Genomic DNA, 19,845 nt, shown 5'->3' with positions numbered 1-19,845 from the left:
ATGCTATTAATGTTCAGCTATTGGGCTATAGCCAAGCGGTAAGGCAACGGACTTTGACTCCGTCATTCGTTGGTTCGAATCCAGCTAGCCCAGCCATTTTGCGGAAGTAGTTCAGTGGTAGAACACCACCTTGCCAAGGTGGGGGTCGCGGGTTCGAATCCCGTCTTCCGCTCCATATTAAATTCGGCGGCATAGCCAAGTGGTAAGGCCAAGGTCTGCAAAACCTTTATCCACCGGTTCGAATCCGGTTGCCGCCTCCATATGATTTGCCGGTGTGGCGGAATTGGCAGACGCGCACGACTCAAAATCGTGTTCCTCTGGAGTGCCGGTTCGACCCCGGCCACCGGTATCATTTTTAACCTAAACCCGCTCTTTTCTGCGGTATAACAAGGATTGTGAGTTTAGTCTTAATGACTGAACACGCAATCCTTTTTATTTTGGTCGTGTCTTATAATCATGTACGTAAAAATATTGTGCTACCACCTTTATTAGCTTTAAAGAAGCGTAGAGGAATGGAAAAAAGAAGAACCATTATTGAGGAGTTACACGAGGAAGAACAAACATTGTTAGTTAGTGGCGGTGAGGACTTTCAGACCAGCCTAGATTTGTTTTTAAAAGACATGACAATGAAAAACCTGACCTACCATACAAAACGTTGGGATAAGGAAAATCTGACGGTTATTAAACGTGCTTTAGAGAATCTAAAATATTCTACTGCTCCGCTTCATACATCAGAGAAATTGTTTAAAGACGTCATCAGTTATTGAATGGAGCAATTAGGCAATAATCCAACCACGATAAACCACTGTATTAGGACCATGAAACAGTTCTACTCATTCTTACATTAGGAAACAGTCATATCTATTAATGCCGCTTGTTCTCTCCAAAAACAGAAGGGGAAGAAAGAGCAAATAAAACCTTTTACAGATGATGAAGAAAGAGAACTTTTAAGCCAACCTAATAAAAAGAAATTTGTGGACTTTAGGGATTACACTATTATGCCAGTCTTACTTGATACTGGAGTAAAGCTTTGCGAACTCGTAAACATGAAATAACTGATATTTCGCTTGAAAGCGGGAAAATTCTTGTATTAGGAAAAGGAAACAAGAAAAGGGATGGTATCAGAGCGGCCCTTATCGCCTTTACGTTTATCTACCCCTAAAAGAAGAACGGTGAAAGGCTGCTTGTTGTTCAAGGAAATTTTCTAAGTCCGTTTATCCGATTTGGTTCGGCCAAACGGCTGATGCCTGGTCTCTACTGCATTGGATAAGAATTTATATACAGAATATGAATAAATACAAATCCAACTAAGAGTACTAATAAAATGATCCCAACCACACGTGGCCATTTTTTCTTCTTTTTGACAAATTTTTCAGCTCTCACTTCTTCATACCTCCTTTTTTATCCTGTCTTATAATAGAATACAGAATTTTCACATCTATTATATGGAAATTTGAATATTTTGCCGAATTATAGCAGATATCTGCCAAATATTAGTTAGAATGCCTTTTCAAACCCTAATCTTTCAATTTTAACTAAAAAAGTTTTGAAAAACTCTATGAATCTTGTCGAAATATTAGTAGAATAGTTCTGCAATGCCAATTTATTTGTCGAAAGGCGGGAAAACGGTGAAAAGAAAAATTAAAAGAAGCATGACAAAACGCATGCTTAATACTTCTTTGGCCGCAGTGTTAGCGCTTACAACGATTCCGTTGAATATGTTCCCAGGAACAGCTAAGGCTGAAGTAACAGGAACTGCAGAAAGTACAGTTAAGATGCGTTTCCTGGAAACAACTGATTTACATGACAATGTCATGGACTATGACTACTATCAGGACAAAGCAACTACTGATTATGGTCTAGACAGAACAGCTGTCCTAATCAAACAAGCAAGAGAAGAAAAGATTAATAGTACGGATGCAAGCAGCCCTACTTATCAACAAAACTCTATGTTATTTGATGCGGGTGACTTATTACAAGGGAACCCAATGGCAGACTATGTTGCTAAAATTAAGAAATTGGCTGCAGATGAACAGCATCCAATGTTTAAGGCGATGAGCCTTCTTAATTATGATGCAGGTATTGTAGGAAACCATGAATTTAACTATGGTTTGGACTATTTGAACAACGCTCTGCAAGAAGTTCCTTACAATGTAGTTAACGCGAATATCTACAAAGATAATGGCGCTGACGGTGACTCTTCAAATGATACTGAAAACTATTTTACACCTTATAAAATTATTGAAAAGCAAGTAGTCGATCAAAATGGCCAGACTCAAACAATTCATGTAGGGGTTATTGGTTTTGCACCACCGCAAATCATGCAGTGGGACAAAGACAACTTATCAAATAAAGTAACCGTAAAAGATATTGTTAAAACAGCAAATACGTTTATCCCTCAGATGAAGGCAGCAGGCGCAGATGTTATTGTTGCGATTGCTCACTCTGGATGTGACGTTGCTGTAACAAATAGCCAAGACGCTGAAAACGCAGAGAACGCTGTCTTTGCTTTAAGTAAAGTACCAGGAATTGATGCATTATTATTTGGACATGCACACTTAAACTTCCCTGGCGATGCTACATTTAACGGCAAAACAGATATTGATAACACAAATGGTAAAATCAACAATGTTCCAGCAATGGAAGCGGGCTATTGGGGAAATAACCTAGGAGTTATGGACTTAACGCTTCAAAAAGTGAATGGTCAATGGACGGTGGCTGATTCTAAAGCTGCTTTAAGATCACTTAAGAAGCAAGCAGTAGATGCAGACGGCAACCCAGTATTTGATGCCAACAAAAAGCCAGTAATGGTTCCTTCCATTGATGGTCCAGATCAAGAAATTGTAAACGCTGTTAAGGAATATCATGATGGAACTTTAGCTTATGTTCGCGGCAAAATTGGTGAAACAACTACGGCCATGAACAGCTATTTTTCACGCGTAATGGATGACCCAACAATCCAGATCGTGAATGATGCTCAAACCGCTTATGTGAAAGACTTTATTGCGAAAAATCGCCCAGACTTAAAAGATATCCCAGTTATTTCAGCTGGTGCACCATTTAAGGCTGGACGCCAAGGTATAGCGGATTACACCAATATCAATAAAGGTGATCTTTCTATTAAGAGTGCCAATGACTTGTATCTTTATAACAACACGTTAAAAGCGGTTGAACTAACTGGTGCACAAGTAAAAGAATGGTTAGAAATGTCAGCCTCTCAATTTAATCGAATTGACCCTGCTGTGGCAGACCCACAAGAGTTAATCGATTATGGTTTCCCACCATTTAACTTTGATGTAATCGATGGCGTTAAATATCAAATCGATGTAACGCAGCCAGCAAGATATAACTATACTTCTGGTGATGTAGTTAATCAAGATGCTCATCGTATCATCCATTTTACCGATATGAAGGGTAACCCAATCGCAGATGATCAACGATTCATCGTTGCAACAAACAACTATCGTGCAAGCGGCGGCGGTAACTTCCCAGGAACAAAAGGTGGTCATGCTACACTTGTAGTAGATTCTCCTGACGAGAACCGTCAAGTTTTAATGAATTACATTCAAGACAAAAAAGTCGTAAACCCTACGGCTGATAACAACTGGAAGATTGCTCCTGTTGGCGGCGAAGCGAAGCTTGTATTTAGATCTTCTCCAGATGCCGTAACAAAAGGTCTGCCATCTCAACCAGCTGTGAAGGATGTTGGACCGCAGACTGTTAACGGCGTAACTTGGGAGCAGTATTCTCTAGATCAAAATGTACATGTTCAATTACTAGGTATTAATGATTTCCACGGTCAGTTAGACTATTCTACTACTGTTTCAGGAAAACCTGTTGGGGGAATTCAATATTTAGCAGGTTACTTGAAAGAGAGAGAAGCAACCAATCCAGCTAACACCCTAATGGTACAAGCTGGTGACCTTGTAGGCGCAAGCCGTCCTGCATCCGCGTTATTACAAGACGAGCCAACTATTCGTTTCATGAATGAATTAGGAATGGATGTTGGTACAATCGGTAACCACGAATTTGATGAAGGCGTTACAGAAATGCTTCGTTTAATTAATGGCGGCGCACATCCTAAGACCGTTGATAAATACGGTGCATTCGAAGGGGCAAAATTCAACTATATTGCTGCTAACGTGAAGTACACAGAAGGCGAACACAAGGGTGAATTAGTTTTACCTCCTTACGCGATCAAAGAAGTTGACGGAGTGAAAATTGGTTTCATCGGAGTAGTAACAACAGAAACACCAACTATTGTAACTCCTAGTGGTGTAGCTGGTGTTGAATTTACGGACGAAGTAGAAGCAATTAATACGTATGCACAAGAATTAAAATCTAAAGGTATCAAGTCCATTGTTGTGTTAGCTCATGACCCTGGAACTTCTAGTAGTGATGGATCGAACCCTACTGGTCAAGTAGTTGATATTGCAAAAGCAATTGACCCAGAAGTTGACGTTGTATACGGTGCACATGACCATAAATACCTAAACTCAACCGTAACTGATAATACTGGTAAACAAAAACTTCTTGTTCAGTCATATTCTTATGGTACTGCATTCTCTGATGTGGACTTAACCATTGACCCTGTGACAGAGGACATTGTAACAAAAACAGCTCAAGTTCAATCTACCTTCCAAGACCCAGCCCACCTTGATGCTGGCGTTAAAGCTGAACTTGATAAATACTTGGCAGATGTTGCTCCAACCGTTAATAGAGTAGTTGGTACAACAAACGGTCCTATTGCGAAACTTCAGAATACATCTGGAGAAGCGCCAATGGGTGACGTGATTGCTGATGCAATGCGTGCAAAAACAGGTACACAATTTGCCTTTATAAATGCCGGCGGCGTACGTGACGAAATTAAGCAGGCTGGAAATGTAACATATGGAGACTTATTCGCTATTCAACCATTTGGTAATGATGTAGTAAGTCTAAACCTTACTGGTGAACAAGTAAGAACAGTCATTAACCAAGAGTTTCGTTCAGACCGATATCGCATTATGCAAATTTCGGGATTAACTTATACTTGGTCAGACGCACTGCCAATTGGTGAAAAAGTTGTTGATATTTATCTTCCAGATGGTTCAAAAATTGACCCGAATGCCGTTTATTCTGTTACTGTAAATAACTTCATGGCAGATGGCGGAGATTTCTTTGCTGAATTCAAAAATGGTACTAATCGCAAAACTTGGAGTGGTGATGACTTACAAACATTAGTCGATTATGTTAGTTCCTTAAATGCACCTATTGATGGTAAATATGAAGGAAGAATGAGACAGTTAGAAGTTACACCTGAAGCTCCAGTTGTAAATCCAGTTTACGACAAAGATACAAACGTTACAGGAACGACAGTTGCTCAAGCATTAGTACAAGTGAAAGATGGTCAAAAAATCATCAGCACAGCAACAGCTGGCGATGACGGAAGCTTTACTGTTTCCATTCCGAAACCAAAAGCAGGAAAAACTTTAACTGTAACTGCTATTAAATCAGTAGTAACAGACCCTGTTAAAAATATTATTTCACAAAACGTAAGCTTTGATACAAAAGTAGAAGTAGCAGACGGAACAGCTCCAGAAGCTCCAGTAGTGGACGAAGTAACAGACAAATCTACAACGATCACAGGTGAAGCTGAAGCTGGTGCTAAAGTAGAAGCTAGAGTAAATGATGTAGTGGTAGGTTCAACAGAAGCCGATACAGAAGGAAACTTCTCGATGGACATATCCGTTCTTCCGGCATATACAGAAGTTTTTGTAACTGTTACAGATTCAGCGCATAATGTCAGTGAAGCTGCTAAAGTGGTTGTAAAAGATGTGACAGACCCAGGAGCTCCTTCTGTGGATCCTATCACAAACATAAGCACAACGATCACAGGTAAAGCCGAAGCAGGATCTCATGTTGTTATCACTGATAATAAAGGCTTCAAAGTAAATGTTATTGCTGACGAAGATGGCAACTTCACAGTTACTCTATTAGAGAAATTAGCAGCTGGCACAGTATTGTACATCTTTACTATTGACACTGCTACGAATGTAAGCCCTTTAAACATTGTTACGGTAATGGATGTCATTGCTCCTGCAAAAGCATCTGTAAACGAAGTAAGAGACTTTGATAAACAAGTAATTGGTAAAGCAGAGCCAGGTTCTACTGTCACTGTTAAAGCTGGAACAGTTGAATTAGGCCATGCTACAACTGACAAGTATGGTAACTTCTCTGTTACATTAAAATCTGCACAAAAAGCAGATACAGTCTTAACAATCATCGTTGCGGATAAGGCTGGAAATGTAAGTGAAGAAGTGAAGGTTACTGTTGTAGACAAAACAGCTCCTGTAAAACCAGTAGTGAACCAAGTAACAGATTTTGATAAGAAAGTAACGGGTAAAGCAGAACCAGGTTCTAAGGTTACTGTTAAGAAAGGTTCTACTGTTCTGGGCACTGCAGTTGCTGACAAGTACGGTAATTACTCCGTGACTTTAAAAGCCGCTCAGCCAGCAGGTACAGTATTAACTGTTACAGCAGCTGACAACAAAGGTAATGTTAGCTCTATTACTACAACAACAGTAGTAGACAAAACAGCTCCTGCTGCTCCATCTGTTGATAGTGTTACTTCCAAAACAACTAAAGTAACTGGTAAAACAGAAGCATATGCTAAAGTAGAAGTGAAAGCTGAAACTAAAGTAATTGGTACAGCTACTGCTGACAAGTACGGCAAATTCTCTGTCACGATCAATAAGCAAAAAGCAGGCACTGCTCTTTATGTAACGGCAAAAGACAAAGCAGGCAACGTAAGTGCTGCTAAAAAAGTGACTGTGAAATAATTCATTTATCTATAAGCACCCACGAGAGTACTTCTCGAGGGTGCTTGTTTTTTTATAAAAATCTTAATTACTAGATTTATAGAGAAAAAAATGAATTAGATGGAGTGGTCTTATGGCAGCAATGATGCAAGAAAAGTTGAAGCTAGCTTAATAAAAAAATACCATGTATTAGGACAAGTAAAATTTAATAAAAAAATTAATTATCGAATTGACTATTTTAAAGAGTAAAGGCATAATTATCAGTATCCGCGTTAATTAAATTTTTCAGTAATTACTTATACTGTTGGGATTATTGATTTTATAAGCATTTTAGTTATCGACCGGACTCAAAATCGTGTTCCTCTGGAGTGTCGGTTCGACCACGACTACCGGTATCAATTATTTTGTAATTTAAGCGATAAAAACGCTTCTTACATTTTGTAAGAAGCGTCTTTTATTTCCAATAAGCTCTTATAAATTATTGTGTAAATTAATAGGGTAAGCATACCCTATACCTAAACAGCAAGCGGAGAGCACTCTGTTTTACATATGAGAAAAATGCATGATTTTTAAAATGAAATAAGGTGAAAAAAGTGAAATATAAAATCCCATCGTTATCGTCCAACTCAATTTATTTAGGTGTTTTGTTAGCTGTTGTTGGTGGCTTTTTAGATGCCTATACTTTTGTCAGCCGTGATGGTGTGTTTGCTAATGCTCAAACAGGTAACATGGTACTGCTTGCAGTAAAAGCAGCTAATAAGGATGTAAGAGGAGCTTTGTTTATTATCCCCCCTATATTAGCATTCATATTGGGTGTTTTGGTTTCAGAAATGGGTAAAATACCTCAAGTAAGGGAAGTATTGCATAGCTATCGAAGGTCCATACTCATTTTGGAATGTTTGGTATTAATGACTGTAGGTTTGTTGCCAAAAACTGTGCCCAACATAGTGGTAACAGTATGTATTGCATTTGTGTCATCTTTACAAATCTCGACGTTCAATAAACTGGACAAGTGGGCTTACAATTCAACAATGACAACTGGTAACCTTCGTACAGCAACACAAGCTGCCTACTTGGCGATAAAGGAAAATAATTGTGAAGCTAAAAAGCAATTCAAAGAATTTTCTTTGATTATTCTTTCATTTATTCTTGGTGCGTTGCTTGGAACTTTTTCAACTACCTATTTTGGTAATCCATCTATTTTTATAGCCGGTGGCTTTTTAGTGATTACTGTTATTTTGTATCATAGAGATAGAGGATATTTGAGTGAAACCATTAAATCAAAATTAAGATAAAAGAGATTTTATTATTTTTTCTCTATTATTTATAATGAGTATATGATTTAGAAAATTAACATGAAAAGGTGATAATATGAAGGATTTATCCGCGGTCGTATCAAATAACCATAATCAAAATGTCGAGGAATTAAAAGAATTACTTCGTATTCCAAGCATTAGTTCTTTATCAGAGCATAAAGAGGACATTCAAAAAGCAGCTTCATGGATTGCTAATAAATTAGAGAGTATTGGAATGGAACATGTTGAAACCATCCAGACAAAGGGTCATCCGATTATTTATGGGGACTGGATTCATCAGGAAAATGCCCCAACAGTCTTAGTATACGGGCATTATGACGTACAGCCTGTTGATCCCGTTCATTTATGGGAAACGCCTCCGTTCGAGCCTACGATCCGTGATGAAAAGATTTTTGCCAGAGGAGCAACCGACGATAAAGGGCAGACCTTCCTACATATCAAAGCAGTGGAAACATTATTAAATTTAGAAAATAAATTACCGGTAAATGTGAAATTTTGTATTGAAGGAGAAGAAGAAATCGGAAGTCCGAATCTTGCCCCATTTTTGTTGGACAATAAGGATAAATTATCCTGTGACGTAGTTGTTATTTCCGATTCTGATATGTGGGACAGGGGAGTTCCCGCAATTACCTATTCTTTAAGAGGTCTGTGTGCATTGGAATTTTCACTTATGACAGCGAATTCTGATCTACACTCCGGCATGTTTGGTGGAGGAGTTCAGAATGCCAACCATCTATTGGTTCAGCTGCTCTCTACTCTTCATGATGAAAATGGTAAAATTAATGTTGAACATTTTTATGACGATGTAGTAGAACTAACTGAGTTTGAAAAGGAACAAATTAAGGCACTTGGCCTTGATGAAGAAAAGTTAAAAAAATCGTTAGGGTTAACAGATTTAACAGGAGGAGAAAACAATTATCCTTATCCTGAAAGAATCAGTTCTAGGCCGACTTTAGAAATAAATGGATTATGGGGCGGATTTCAAGGGGAAGGGACTAAAACAGTCATCCCGAATGAGGCTCATGCCAAAATCACCTGCCGTCTGGTTAATAATCAAAATCCTGAAAAAATCCAAGGATTGATTAAAAAGCATCTGGAAAAACATGCACCAAAAGGATGTACGGTTAAAGTGTCGCTCGGAGATATTGGTAATCCATTTTTAACTCCAATTGACAGCCCAATGATTAAAAAAGCTGCCCAGGCGTATCAAAATGTATATGGAAAGGCACCAGTGTACAAAAGAGAGGGTGGTTCGATTCCAATTGTTTCGGATTTTAACCAATCCCTAGATGTGCCTGTTGTATTAATGGGATTTGGTTTGCCAGACGAAAATCTACATGCTCCTAATGAACATTTTAACTTGGAGAACTTTGATAAAGGGATCCTAACCATTTGTTCCTTTTTAGAGCTTCTTAATGATTAGGAGCAGCTTATCCGAATGAGACAAAAGAAAAAGAGATAGCTTGAGCTATCTCTTTTACTTTTAGTCATCCTAAAACTTAAAATTTGAAGTCATTTTCTGAAGTTCAAGTGCTAGCTTGCTTAATGACTCTGCTGAAATCGTGATTTCCTCCATTGAAATCTGTGACTCCTTAGAGGAGTTAGCAACTCTAGATGAATTTTGTAATGAATTTTGAGCAATTTGCAGTAGCTCCTGTGAAGAAGACGAGATTTCATCTGTACTAATAGATAACTGTTTGCTTGCCGCTGATACTTCTTGAATTTGGTGATTTACTGCTTCAATTTCTGTGACAATGGTAGCAAAAATATTTCCGGCTTCTTGAATTGCTTTAGCCCCATCCTCAACATCTACGGATCCCTTATTCATACTATCAACGACCTTAGAGGTATCTGCTTGTACTTGATTGATGAGAACAGTAATTTGTTCTGCAGATTCTTTTGATTGCTCTGCTAATTTTCTAACCTCATTAGCTACCACTGCAAATCCTTTACCATGTTCACCGGCACGGGCTGCTTCAATAGATGCATTTAAAGCTAATAGGTTCGTTTGTTCTGTAATCCCGGCAATTACTTCTGTGATTGTACCAATTTTCTCTGAATGCTCAACTAATCGAGCAAGAGCAGTCGTGCTATTTTTAACGGATTCGCGCATATTATGAATTTTATTAACAGATGATTGAATCGAATGATTTCCGCTCTTTGCTTGTTCTGAGACGTGTGAGGTACTTTCTGCTGCCGATAAAGTAGAGTCAGTAATTCTCGTCATACCGATGGCTATTTCCTCAAACGCTTTAGAACTATTTTGTAAGCTATCCATTTGTGTTTCAGAACCGCTGGCAATTTCTTGAATAGCATTTGATATTTGTTCAGTTGCCACACTAGTCTGGTAAGCACTGGCATTTAATTCTTCTGAAGTTGCCGCCACTTGGCTTGTCCCATGACTAACTTGATCTAACATTTTTCGAACATCAGAAAGCATGGTATTTAAGTTATCGCCCATATCCTTAAATTCATCATGTGTATCAATATGAATATTTTCAGAAAAATCTCCTTGTGCCATGCGATTGGATAATGAATTTACAAGAGCCACATGTCGCGTGATATAACGGCTATAGTAAAAAATAATCACAATAATTAATGCAATTGAAATAATGCTTATGATGATGATCGTATTCAACAAGGAATGAAGAGGAGCCGTTAATTCCTTTTCAGGTATGACAAGGGCAATAATCCAATTGGTCATTGGAATTTTATTAAAATAAATGCGGTTTGTACCGTTGCTGTCCTCGTAAACACCACGACCTTGCTGCTGTGATAACATTTGTGGGGCCAGTTTTTGTAGAGACGTATTCTTGTCCTCTTTAATAGATGATGAGACCTTACCATTTTTACTGGCCATATAATTACCTTTACTATCAAGGAGCATCGCCCAGCCATTTTTACCTACTTTTGTTTCAGTAATAAAATTTTGCAACGTTTTCAGATTCATATCAGCCGTTGCCATCCCTAATAACTCATTGTTACTGTTGTAAAAAGGGACAGTAGTTGTAGCCATTAAGACTTTTACATTTTCATCGTAATAGGGGTCGGTAAAATAAAACGGCTTATCATGAGATAATCCGATCTTGTACCAGTCCTGGGATGGATAGTTATAGCTCGGATCATTATAATCCGTTGAAGCTGCTAATTGGTTGTTTTCACCATGATATACATACGTAGAAAAGAAATTTATCTTAGGGTCATAGGTATAAGGGGCAAAGAAAACGCCCGAACCAAACGTATCTTTGTTATTCTCTAGGTTCTTTCCTATCAAGGAGTTCAACTGATCTAAATGATAGAACCCTATTTTTTCAGATTCCATTGTTTTAGCAATCGACTGAGCTACACGGGTATGCCCCGTTAGATTAGATTCAACTTTATTGGTAATCCCCATTAATTGTTGATTCATTTTTTGATTTAATTGTTCATTAATACTGTTCTTTGCATTAAAATACGAAATACCTCCAATGCTTATTAGTGTGATTAATAGCAAGGGAAGTATTAGAAAAAATGTACGAGACCGAATGCTGCGAAACTTCATAGATGTACACCTCATTTATTAATATTGATTTTTCTTCATAATTATACTATAGCAATAATGTTCATAATATCTCCGATGCTAAAAAAAACAGGTAGTAAATGTTGGAAATTTTAGAGTATATTTGCTAGTTATATTAAAATAAGATTTGTATCTTTTATTAATGGCGTCTTATTCAAAAGGTTTAACGGGAAGTGGTATAGAGGTATAATTAAATTTAGTTATAAATACATATATACTAGCAGCAGTAAAATGAAAAATGGATCATACATGACCATTTTAATAGATTTGCTATTATTGGTGATGATATATAACGTTTTCAATAGGAGTGGTTACAATGGTGAAGCAATCTGAGTTTACTTTTCAGACAAAAGACGGTGTTGATATTTTTGCTTCAAAGTGGGAGATGGATCAGGGGGTTCCAAGGGCAATTATCCAAATTGCTCACGGGATGGCGGAGCATATTAATAGGTATGATAAATTCGCCAGGGAACTTGTCTCGCAAAATTTTATTGTATATGGCAATGATCATCGGGGACATGGAAAGACTGGGGATAAAATGAATAGTATTGGCTTCTTTGCTGATGAGCAAGGATTTGAAAAGGTTGTTCTAGATATGAGAGAACTGACATCTATTATAAAAAAAGAGCATCCTGCCACCCCTATTTTCTTATTTGGCCATAGTATGGGATCATTTTTATCTAGACGTTATATACAATTATTTGGCGATCAACTATCAGGAGTGATTTTATCTGGAACGGGTGGTGATCCAGGTATAATGGGTAAAGTTGGTAAGCTGGTAGCAAGCCTTGAAATCAAGAGAAAAGGGGGGAGAACTCCTAGCCCATTGCTAAATAATTTAACCTTTGGCAGTTACAACAAAGCGTTTAAACCCACTCGTACCGAGTTTGACTGGTTAAGCCGGGATGAAAAAGAAGTGGATCAATATATAGAAGACCCATTTTGTGGAGGAATTTTCTCAGCAGGTTTTTTTCATGACCTTCTTGGCGGATTGGAGATTATTAATAGACATGAGAACATAGTAAAAATTCCTGCCAAGCTCCCAATCCTGTTACTTGCTGGCAGTAAGGATCCTGTAGGAGGTAACACGAAGGGGGTACTAAAGAAGTATGAGTCTTACAAACAAGCTGGCTTGGAAGATGTCACATATAAGTTTTATGAGAGTGCCCGTCACGAAATATTAAATGAAACGAACAAAACTGAAGTTTACAAGGATATTATTCATTGGTTAAACATATATATTTCATAAAAGAGTCCATTTATCTGACTTTCCTGGCCGATAGGAAAGTATAACCTTTCCTATCGGGCATCAGTGCAACTAAGCCCTTTACTTTGCCTAAGAGCACGCCAAATGCTAGTAAAAAAACGAACAACAGGTATTTCGACATAAAATTACATTTTCCTCTTGACTTATGTTAAGAAGATATGTAATATTATAAAGGTCGATTTGTTCATCAAATCGCATTACAAATGCGGGTGTAGTTTAATGGTAAAACCACAGCCTTCCAAGCTGTTGTCGTGAGTTCGATTCTCATCACCCGCTCCATACATATTAGCTAACGCAGTGTACCGTTTCACTAAGAACGATGCATTGCGTTTTTTATTTTATCCAAGTATTTGATAAGTGGCTTCCCCACCATGAAGCTGCATAAACATATTCATCAATGATTCAGTGAGTTTATTTGCCTTTTCCCTATCAGTAGATGGTTGTAGGTAAACAATTTGTAACGCATTCTTTGTATCAACTGTAACCGCAGTACGCTTCGAATCCACAAATGGACTGCCAAATGGCCCTTCTCGGTCAACAGTTATAATCAGATGGTCAACGGAATTGTTACGACCGTTTAACCCCAAATATTCATCTCCATCTTGACCAAGCCGTATGACAATATCCCCCTCTATATGGTCAGAATCATAAATTCCAATTGGTACCTGATACTGCAACGAAAAAAAGTTATTTAGATCAATTGCACTTTGTACGGAAGGAAGGTAATTTTGTTTTTGTATCCGTCTGTATAACGCTTCAGCCGAATGCCGGTAACGATTTGGGTCTTTTCCCGTTTTTTTAAAAATATCCCGCCACTCCGAAATTCCAGGCAGTTCTGTTAGCGGTTTGCTATCTGAATCAAAGTATATCGATTCTTGAAAAAGCTGAAGCCGTCCTTTTAACATTTGTGGTGATTCCCCAACCGTTATATGGTGATATTGAATAACGCCCACCTTAAAATAGGGAATCCGATCAAGTATTTCTTGGGAAAGATGAATTTCCAATGTTTCCACCTCCAAAATCCTTTAAAAATAGTTTATCATAGGAAGATATGATGTTTAAAATAGTAAAACTTACATAGATCCATTCTGAAGGAAGGGAGGTCAGGAAAATTGGATGTAAATAAAGTGAAAGCTGAGATTATAGAGTATAGCAAAGAAATTGGTATTGATAAAATTGGTTTTACGACAGCCGATCCTTTTATAGAACTGAAAAATCGCCTAATCAGGCAGCAAGAGCTCGGTTATCAATCGGGATTTGAAGAGCCGGATATTGAAAAAAGAGTGACACCCACTTTGTTGCTTGAGGGGGCTAATTCCATAATCTCTATTGCACTTGCCTATCCATCCAAAATGGCAAATCGGGTGGAAAGTAAAAAAGGAGATCGAAGAGGGATTTATGCTAGGGCCTCATGGGGAATGGATTATCATGTAGTGATAAAGGATCGATTGAAAAAGTTGGAGAATTTTATATTATCCAAAATGCCGGATGCCCTGATTAAATCGATGGTTGATACAGGGGAGTTGTCTGATCGTGCAGTGGCCGTTAGGGCGGGAATTGGCTGGAGCGGCAAAAATTGCGCAGTAATTACACCTGAGTTTGGTTCTTATGTGTATATTGGTGAAATGATAACCAACATTCCATTCGAGCCAGATCAACCGATCGAGGATCAATGTGGTTCTTGTACCAAATGCTTAGAAGCTTGCCCAACAGGTGCGTTGGTACAAGGGGGACAGATTAATGCCCAGCATTGTATTTCTTTTTTAACGCAAACAAAAGGGCTTATTCCTGATGAATTTCGGGACAAAATCGGAAATCGGATCTACGGCTGCGATTCCTGCCAAACGGCTTGTCCGCATAATAAAGGGAAGAACTTTCATTTCCATGAGGAATTAGAGCCTGATCCTGAAACGGTAAAACCCAAGCTTATACCACTGCTGAAATTGAGTAACCGCGAATTTAAAACGAGGTTTGGATACCTTGCCGGTTCGTGGCGGGGGAAGAGGCCCATTCAGCGCAATGCTATAATTGCCCTGGCCCATTTTAAGGATCGATCAGCGGTCCCAGAATTGGCTGATATCTTGGAAAAAGAGGCAAGTCCAGTGGTAAGAGGGACAGCAGCATGGGCTCTTGGAAAAATTGGCGGAGAACAAGCGTTTAATGTTTTAATAAAGGCAAGGGAACATGAAAAAGAACAAGATGTAAAAAATGAAATTCTAAAAGCCCTACATTTTTTTCAACCTTAAGAAGCGAATTTCGCTTTTTTTTTTGAATTGAAATCCTTTTTTCTCTCATATGTATGTGAAGGAGGAGGGATAACTTATGCTCGAATCATTACAAGAATTATTTGAATCAAGAGCTCAACAATTTGTTTCAGCTAACCGAGGCTCCAAGGATCCTTTTTTTAAAGCCGTAAGGAAGATAGATGCTATGGCTAAGCGGTCTGCAGAAATTGTAAAAGTTAAAACGGCAGGGAAAATAATTGAAGAAATTCAGGACAAAGATATTCAGAAAATTAAATATACAGCTCATTATCAGTATCTAATCAAGCAAAAAGGGCATTTATATTTAGAGGAAGAAGCAGAAGATAGACAGGCGCAATTTTATAAAGGGGCCTTGATCATGGATGAGGAAATTAAGACTCCAATTGACCAAACTGATATTGGAGCAGAAATCCCATCAACTGGAGATATGGAACGACTGAGCTATGCATATAATCGCTTAAGGGCCGTCCAGTATGCTGAAAGATGGTGGAACAGCTATAATCCTGCTTATAAAAAATTTGAAAATGATTGTACCAACTTTATTTCACAGTGTCTCCGGGCGGGAGGAGCACCTATGAGTGGCTACCCAAACAGGGGGAACGGCTGGTGGACGCAGACGAATAATTGGAGCTATAGCTGGGCGATCGCCCATTCACTCCGTCTCTATTTACCAAAATCACAAAGCGGTTTGCGTGCTAGAGAAGTGAACAGTCCTGATCAATTATTATTAGGGGATATTATCTGCTATGATTTTGAAGGGGACGGGAGGTTCAACCACAATACCATCGTGACTGGCAAAGATGCAAATGGTATGCCACTGGTCAATGCTCATACCTATAACAGCAGACAGAGGTATTGGGCCTATGAAGACTCTTCAGCTTATACCCCTAATATAAAGTACAAATTTTATTCCATTATGGATGATAATGGATAATTCTTGTTTGGAAAAATGGTAGTGGTATAATTGCATATAGAGTTTTTATTAGAGGTGAAAGACATGTCTATACACGTAGTTCTCTATCAACCTGAAATTCCATCAAATACAGGTAATATCGCACGTACTTGTGCTGCAACCAATACCACTTTACACTTAATTCATCCTTTAGGTTTTTCAACAGATGATAAAATGCTAAAACGGGCTGGTTTGGACTATTGGGAATTTGTAAATATTCACTATTATGATTCACTTGATGATTTTTTTGAGCAAAACGCAGGTGGACAGTTCTTCTATATGACAAAATTCGGTGCAAAGTCGCATAGTTCATTTGATTATAGTGATTCAGAACAGGACTATTACTTTATTTTTGGAAAGGAAACAACAGGATTACCGAAGGATTTGCTTGCTGAAAATAAAGATAGTTCCTTAAGGATTCCGATGAATGATCAAGTTCGGTCTCTGAATCTTGCTAATACTGCCGCCATCTTGGTCTATGAAGTACTTCGTCAGCAAAACTATCCAAATTTAGAGCGGAAAGGGCCTAGTTATTAGGCCTTTTTTCTAAAGGAAAGGGAGGATTACTATGAATGAAGTTATCTCTACTATATTAAACCATCGCTCACTTCGTCATTTTGAGGATCAGCCGTTAACTGATGAGCAAATCAAGACAATAGTATCTTGTGCTCAAGCAGCTCCCACTTCAAGCTTTGTTCAAGCCTATTCCATCATTGGTGTTAAGGATCAAGAAAGGAAAAGAAAATTGGCTGAAATTGCTGGAAATCAAGAATATGTAGCGATCAATGGTCACTTTTTTGTTTTTTGCGCAGATTTATACCGACATCAACTTATCGGAGAGCAACATCAAAAAGAGGTTTTACCTTCTATTCAAAGCACGGAAAAATTTATGGTTGCCCTTATTGATGCAGCATTGGCTGCACAAAATGCCGCTATTGCAGCAGAATCAATGGGATTAGGAATTTGTTACATAGGTGGTATTCGTAATAACCTTGAGGAAGTAAAACAACTGCTAAAGACTCCGGAGCGGGTCATTCCTCTGTTTGGTATCGCAGTTGGCTATCCAACGAAAATAACGGGACAAAAGCCTAGGCTTCCGTTTGAACATATTTATCATGAAGATGAATATGAGCAGGACCAAGAGGTATATCTTGAGCAACTGAAGGAATATGACGAACTTATCTCTAACTATTATAGAGATAGGACAGGTGGGAAAAGAACAGATAGCTGGACGGAACAAATGGCGGCGATGTTGGAAAAACAAAGTAGAATGTATATGAAGGACTTTGTGCAAAAGAATAAAATGGACTTACGATAAAGGGCTGCCAAAATCGGCAGCCCTTTCATTTTTTTTATTTTGTATTTGGCTTGTCATTGTATCCTGCAGTGAAAATAGCCGATAAAAAGGCGATCATAACTAGAATAATTAAAAAAGTTCCCATCGTTATGTATTTCTCCCTTCGTCATACATATTTCATTTTGTTCGCATATATCTTATTATAACCTAACTGTAAAAAATGAAAAGTGTAAGTTTCGAATCTTAAAACAAATACATCTTGGTCACGCATGTTCAATTCATTATCTGCATAGAGTATATTAATCGTCTCTGATTAACTACAGGGGGAGGGGCTTATGGATATCTTAAAAAAAATCGAGAGGTATCGTGAAGAAGAGGAAAAACTTCGTTGGGAAGGATCTTTCGCGGATTACTTACAGTTGTTAAAAGAAAAGCCATGGGTAGCACAGTCTGCACATTCTCGAGTATATAACATGATCAGAGATGCAGGAATTGAAGAAGTTAACGGGACGAAAAAGTACAATTTCTTTTGTAATGAATTGTATGGTTTAGAAGAGGCCTTGGAACGACTTGTTGAAGAATACTTCCATCCAGCTGCTAAACGATTGGATGTCCGGAAGCGTATCTTATTATTGATGGGACCTGTCAGCGGTGGGAAATCGACACTTGTAACGATGTTAAAAAGAGGGTTGGAAAAATACTCTCATACGGATCGTGGCTCTGTGTTTGCTATTAAAGGCTGCCCAATGCATGAAGATGCACTTCATTTAATCCCTCATCATTTGCGACAAGAGTTCTATGACGAATATGGAATTCGCATTGAAGGAAATTTGTCACCTTTGAATATGATGCGACTTGAACAGGATTATGGCGGAAGAATTGAAGATGTATTAGTAGAACGAATCTTTTTCTCCGAGGATAAACGAACCGGAATTGGAACCTTTAGTCCATCTGACCCTAAATCACAAGATATTGCTGATTTAACGGGAAGCATTGATTTTTCAACCATTGCCGAATTTGGCTCCGAATCAGATCCGCGTGCTTATCGCTTTGACGGTGAACTGAATAAAGCCAACCGAGGAATGATGGAGTTCCAAGAAATGTTAAAATGTGATGAGAAATTCCTGTGGCATCTCTTATCTCTAACACAGGAAGGAAACTTTAAAGCAGGAAGGTTTGCGCTAATTTCAGCAGATGAACTGATAGTTGCGCACACCAACGAAACAGAATATCGCTCGTTTATTTCCAATAAGAAGAACGAGGCACTACATTCAAGGATCATTGTTATGCCGATTCCTTATAACTTAAAAGTGTCACAGGAAGAGCGTATTTATGAAAAAATGATTAGGGAAAGTGACGTTTCTGATGTTCACATTGCACCACATACGTTAAGAGTAGCGGCTATGTTTACGATCCTGACCAGATTAAAGGAACCGAAAAAAGGCGATATTGACCTGGTGAAGAAAATGCGCCTTTATGATGGCGAAAGTGTTGAGGGCTTTAATACAGCCGATGTGGATGAATTGAAGAAGGAGTATCCAGATGAAGGAATGAGCGGTATTGACCCACGCTATGTCATCAATAGAATTTCTTCCACAATCATTCGTAAAGAGGTACCATCGATTAATGCTTTAGATGTGTTACGTTCATTAAAAGATGGTCTTGATCAGCACCCATCGATAACAGCTGAACTACGAGAACGCTATATGAACTATATTTCATTGGCCCGAAAAGAGTATGATAATATTGCTAAGAAGGAAGTTCAAAAAGCGTTTGTTTACTCTTATGAAGAATCAGCCAAAACCCTTATGGACAATTATCTGGATAATGTAGAAGCTTATTGCAATAAAGCGAAGCTTCGTGACCCATTAACAGGGGAAGAAATTAATCCAGATGAAAAATTGATGCGTTCCATTGAAGAACAGATTGGTATTTCTGAAAATGCGAAAAAGGCGTTTAGGGAAGAAATCTTAATCAGAATCTCGGCATTTGCCAGAAAAGGCAAACGATTCGATTATAATTCCCATGATCGTTTACGTGAGGCCATTCAGAAGAAACTGTTTGCCGATCTTAAGGATGTCGTTAAAATTACGACCTCCTCTAAAACTCCTGATGAGCAGCAACTTAAAAAGATTAATGAGGTTGTCGCCAGGTTAATTGATGAACACGGGTATAATTCGACCTCAGCAAATGAATTATTACGCTATGTAGGTAGTTTGTTAAACAGATAGGTTGGTAGGAAAGGGCTGGCGGATTTTATTTTGCCAGCCTATTTTTTTTCTATGATCCCAATTGTTTTTTTTAGAGTTTGTATAAATGCTCGTCCCTTTTTACTAGGCAAATTCACCAATTGTCAAAATAATTTGTAAATTATTTATCCTTTTCGCATA

At 38.2% G+C, this 19,845-nt stretch carries 14 protein-coding genes and 5 tRNA genes; 16 read left to right on the top strand and 3 right to left on the bottom strand.

Annotated elements, in window-relative coordinates:
* Positions 1 to 21 precede the first annotated feature (21 nt).
* The 6 genes from V7083_RS08050 (at position 22) to V7083_RS08025 (ending at position 1,162) form a co-directional block, all read left to right on the top strand.
* Positions 22 to 96 (top strand) — tRNA-Gln (locus tag V7083_RS08050).
* Positions 97 to 100: 4 nt separating this feature from the next.
* A tRNA-Gly gene (locus V7083_RS08045) sits at positions 101 to 175 on the top strand.
* 10 nt (positions 176 to 185) lie between these two features.
* Positions 186 to 260 (top strand) — tRNA-Cys (locus tag V7083_RS08040).
* An 8-nt stretch (positions 261 to 268) separates the two neighbouring features.
* Positions 269 to 349, top strand: a tRNA-Leu gene (locus tag V7083_RS08035).
* Positions 350 to 410: 61 nt separating this feature from the next.
* On the top strand, positions 411 to 767 hold the full coding sequence (locus V7083_RS08030) for a hypothetical protein (RefSeq protein WP_335476881.1): 357 nt from the start codon (positions 411 to 413) through the stop codon (positions 765 to 767).
* A 263-nt stretch (positions 768 to 1,030) separates the two neighbouring features.
* Complete coding sequence (locus V7083_RS08025) at positions 1,031 to 1,162, top strand: hypothetical protein (protein ID WP_335476879.1); 132 nt, start codon at positions 1,031 to 1,033, stop codon at positions 1,160 to 1,162.
* 92 nt (positions 1,163 to 1,254) lie between these two features.
* Here the strand turns inward: V7083_RS08025 and V7083_RS08020 are convergent, their stop codons facing one another.
* Positions 1,255 to 1,383: a hypothetical protein gene (locus tag V7083_RS08020; protein ID WP_335476876.1), complete on the bottom strand. Its 129-nt coding sequence runs from the start codon at positions 1,381 to 1,383 to the stop codon at positions 1,255 to 1,257.
* Positions 1,384 to 1,628: 245 nt separating this feature from the next.
* Here V7083_RS08020 and V7083_RS08015 point away from each other — a divergent pair, with 245 nt between their 5' ends.
* The 3 genes from V7083_RS08015 to V7083_RS08005 all read left to right on the top strand — a co-directional run bounded on the left by V7083_RS08015 (position 1,629) and on the right by V7083_RS08005 (position 9,539).
* The gene (locus V7083_RS08015; protein WP_335476874.1) at positions 1,629 to 6,821 is read left to right on the top strand and encodes a bifunctional 2',3'-cyclic-nucleotide 2'-phosphodiesterase/3'-nucleotidase; all 5,193 of its coding nucleotides are present in this window, start codon (positions 1,629 to 1,631) and stop codon (positions 6,819 to 6,821) included.
* 572 nt (positions 6,822 to 7,393) lie between these two features.
* Positions 7,394 to 8,095 (top strand): YoaK family protein, encoded by a 702-nt coding sequence (locus tag V7083_RS08010; RefSeq protein ID WP_335476872.1) that lies wholly within the window; start codon positions 7,394 to 7,396, stop codon positions 8,093 to 8,095.
* A gap of 76 nt (positions 8,096 to 8,171) precedes the next feature.
* On the top strand, positions 8,172 to 9,539 hold the full coding sequence (locus V7083_RS08005) for a dipeptidase (RefSeq protein WP_335476870.1): 1,368 nt from the start codon (positions 8,172 to 8,174) through the stop codon (positions 9,537 to 9,539).
* Between the two features lie 69 nt (positions 9,540 to 9,608).
* Here V7083_RS08005 and V7083_RS08000 read toward each other — a convergent pair whose 3' ends face one another.
* Positions 9,609 to 11,657: a methyl-accepting chemotaxis protein gene (locus V7083_RS08000; RefSeq protein ID WP_335476868.1), complete on the bottom strand. Its 2,049-nt coding sequence runs from the start codon at positions 11,655 to 11,657 to the stop codon at positions 9,609 to 9,611.
* A gap of 334 nt (positions 11,658 to 11,991) precedes the next feature.
* Between V7083_RS08000 and V7083_RS07995 the strand changes: the two genes are divergently transcribed.
* Together V7083_RS07995 and V7083_RS07990 are read left to right on the top strand one after the other, a co-directional pair.
* Positions 11,992 to 12,924 carry an alpha/beta hydrolase gene (locus V7083_RS07995; RefSeq protein WP_335476866.1) on the top strand — a complete coding sequence of 311 codons (933 nt, stop codon included), beginning with the start codon at positions 11,992 to 11,994 and terminating at the stop codon, positions 12,922 to 12,924.
* Between the two features lie 223 nt (positions 12,925 to 13,147).
* Positions 13,148 to 13,221 (top strand) — tRNA-Gly (locus tag V7083_RS07990).
* Positions 13,222 to 13,280: 59 nt separating this feature from the next.
* On the opposite strand, the gene V7083_RS07985 is transcribed toward V7083_RS07990, so the two are convergent.
* Positions 13,281 to 13,946: a B3/B4 domain-containing protein gene (locus tag V7083_RS07985; protein ID WP_335476864.1), complete on the bottom strand. Its 666-nt coding sequence runs from the start codon at positions 13,944 to 13,946 to the stop codon at positions 13,281 to 13,283.
* 108 nt (positions 13,947 to 14,054) lie between these two features.
* Between V7083_RS07985 and queG the strand changes: the two genes are divergently transcribed.
* From queG to V7083_RS07960, 5 genes are all read left to right on the top strand, one after another.
* Positions 14,055 to 15,188, top strand: a complete 1,134-nt coding sequence (queG, locus tag V7083_RS07980; protein WP_335476862.1) for a tRNA epoxyqueuosine(34) reductase QueG — start codon at positions 14,055 to 14,057, stop codon at positions 15,186 to 15,188.
* A 76-nt stretch (positions 15,189 to 15,264) separates the two neighbouring features.
* Positions 15,265 to 16,140, top strand: a complete 876-nt coding sequence (locus tag V7083_RS07975) for an amidase domain-containing protein (protein ID WP_335476860.1) — start codon at positions 15,265 to 15,267, stop codon at positions 16,138 to 16,140.
* A gap of 63 nt (positions 16,141 to 16,203) precedes the next feature.
* Positions 16,204 to 16,695: a tRNA (uridine(34)/cytosine(34)/5-carboxymethylaminomethyluridine(34)-2'-O)-methyltransferase TrmL gene (gene trmL / locus V7083_RS07970; RefSeq protein ID WP_335476858.1), complete on the top strand. Its 492-nt coding sequence runs from the start codon at positions 16,204 to 16,206 to the stop codon at positions 16,693 to 16,695.
* Positions 16,696 to 16,726: 31 nt separating this feature from the next.
* Positions 16,727 to 17,476: an oxygen-insensitive NADPH nitroreductase gene (nfsA, locus tag V7083_RS07965; RefSeq protein ID WP_335476856.1), complete on the top strand. Its 750-nt coding sequence runs from the start codon at positions 16,727 to 16,729 to the stop codon at positions 17,474 to 17,476.
* Positions 17,477 to 17,790: 314 nt separating this feature from the next.
* Complete coding sequence (locus V7083_RS07960) at positions 17,791 to 19,686, top strand: PrkA family serine protein kinase (RefSeq protein ID WP_335476854.1); 1,896 nt, start codon at positions 17,791 to 17,793, stop codon at positions 19,684 to 19,686.
* Positions 19,687 to 19,845: the final 159 nt, after the last annotated feature.

Origin of the sequence: Bacillus sp. JJ1764 (assembly GCF_036962145.1) — a bacterium.
Classification (GTDB): domain Bacteria; phylum Bacillota; class Bacilli; order Bacillales; family Cytobacillaceae; genus Neobacillus.
This window is presented reverse-complemented; position numbering and strand designations above follow the sequence as displayed.

Bases quoted from the DNA above. Each gene is read 5' to 3' on its own strand.
- V7083_RS08005 (WP_335476870.1), top strand. From the start codon at position 8,172: ATGAAGGATTTATCCGCGGTCGTATCAAATAACCATAATCAAAATGTC.
- V7083_RS07960 (WP_335476854.1), top strand. From the start codon at position 17,791: ATGGATATCTTAAAAAAAATCGAGAGGTATCGTGAAGAAGAGGAAAAA.
- trmL (WP_335476858.1), top strand. From the start codon at position 16,204: ATGTCTATACACGTAGTTCTCTATCAACCTGAAATTCCATCAAATACA.
- V7083_RS07975 (WP_335476860.1), top strand. From the start codon at position 15,265: ATGCTCGAATCATTACAAGAATTATTTGAATCAAGAGCTCAACAATTT.
- V7083_RS08000 (WP_335476868.1), bottom strand. From the start codon at position 11,657: ATGAAGTTTCGCAGCATTCGGTCTCGTACATTTTTTCTAATACTTCCC.
- V7083_RS07995 (WP_335476866.1), top strand. From the start codon at position 11,992: ATGGTGAAGCAATCTGAGTTTACTTTTCAGACAAAAGACGGTGTTGAT.
- nfsA (WP_335476856.1), top strand. From the start codon at position 16,727: ATGAATGAAGTTATCTCTACTATATTAAACCATCGCTCACTTCGTCAT.
- V7083_RS08030 (WP_335476881.1), top strand. From the start codon at position 411: ATGACTGAACACGCAATCCTTTTTATTTTGGTCGTGTCTTATAATCAT.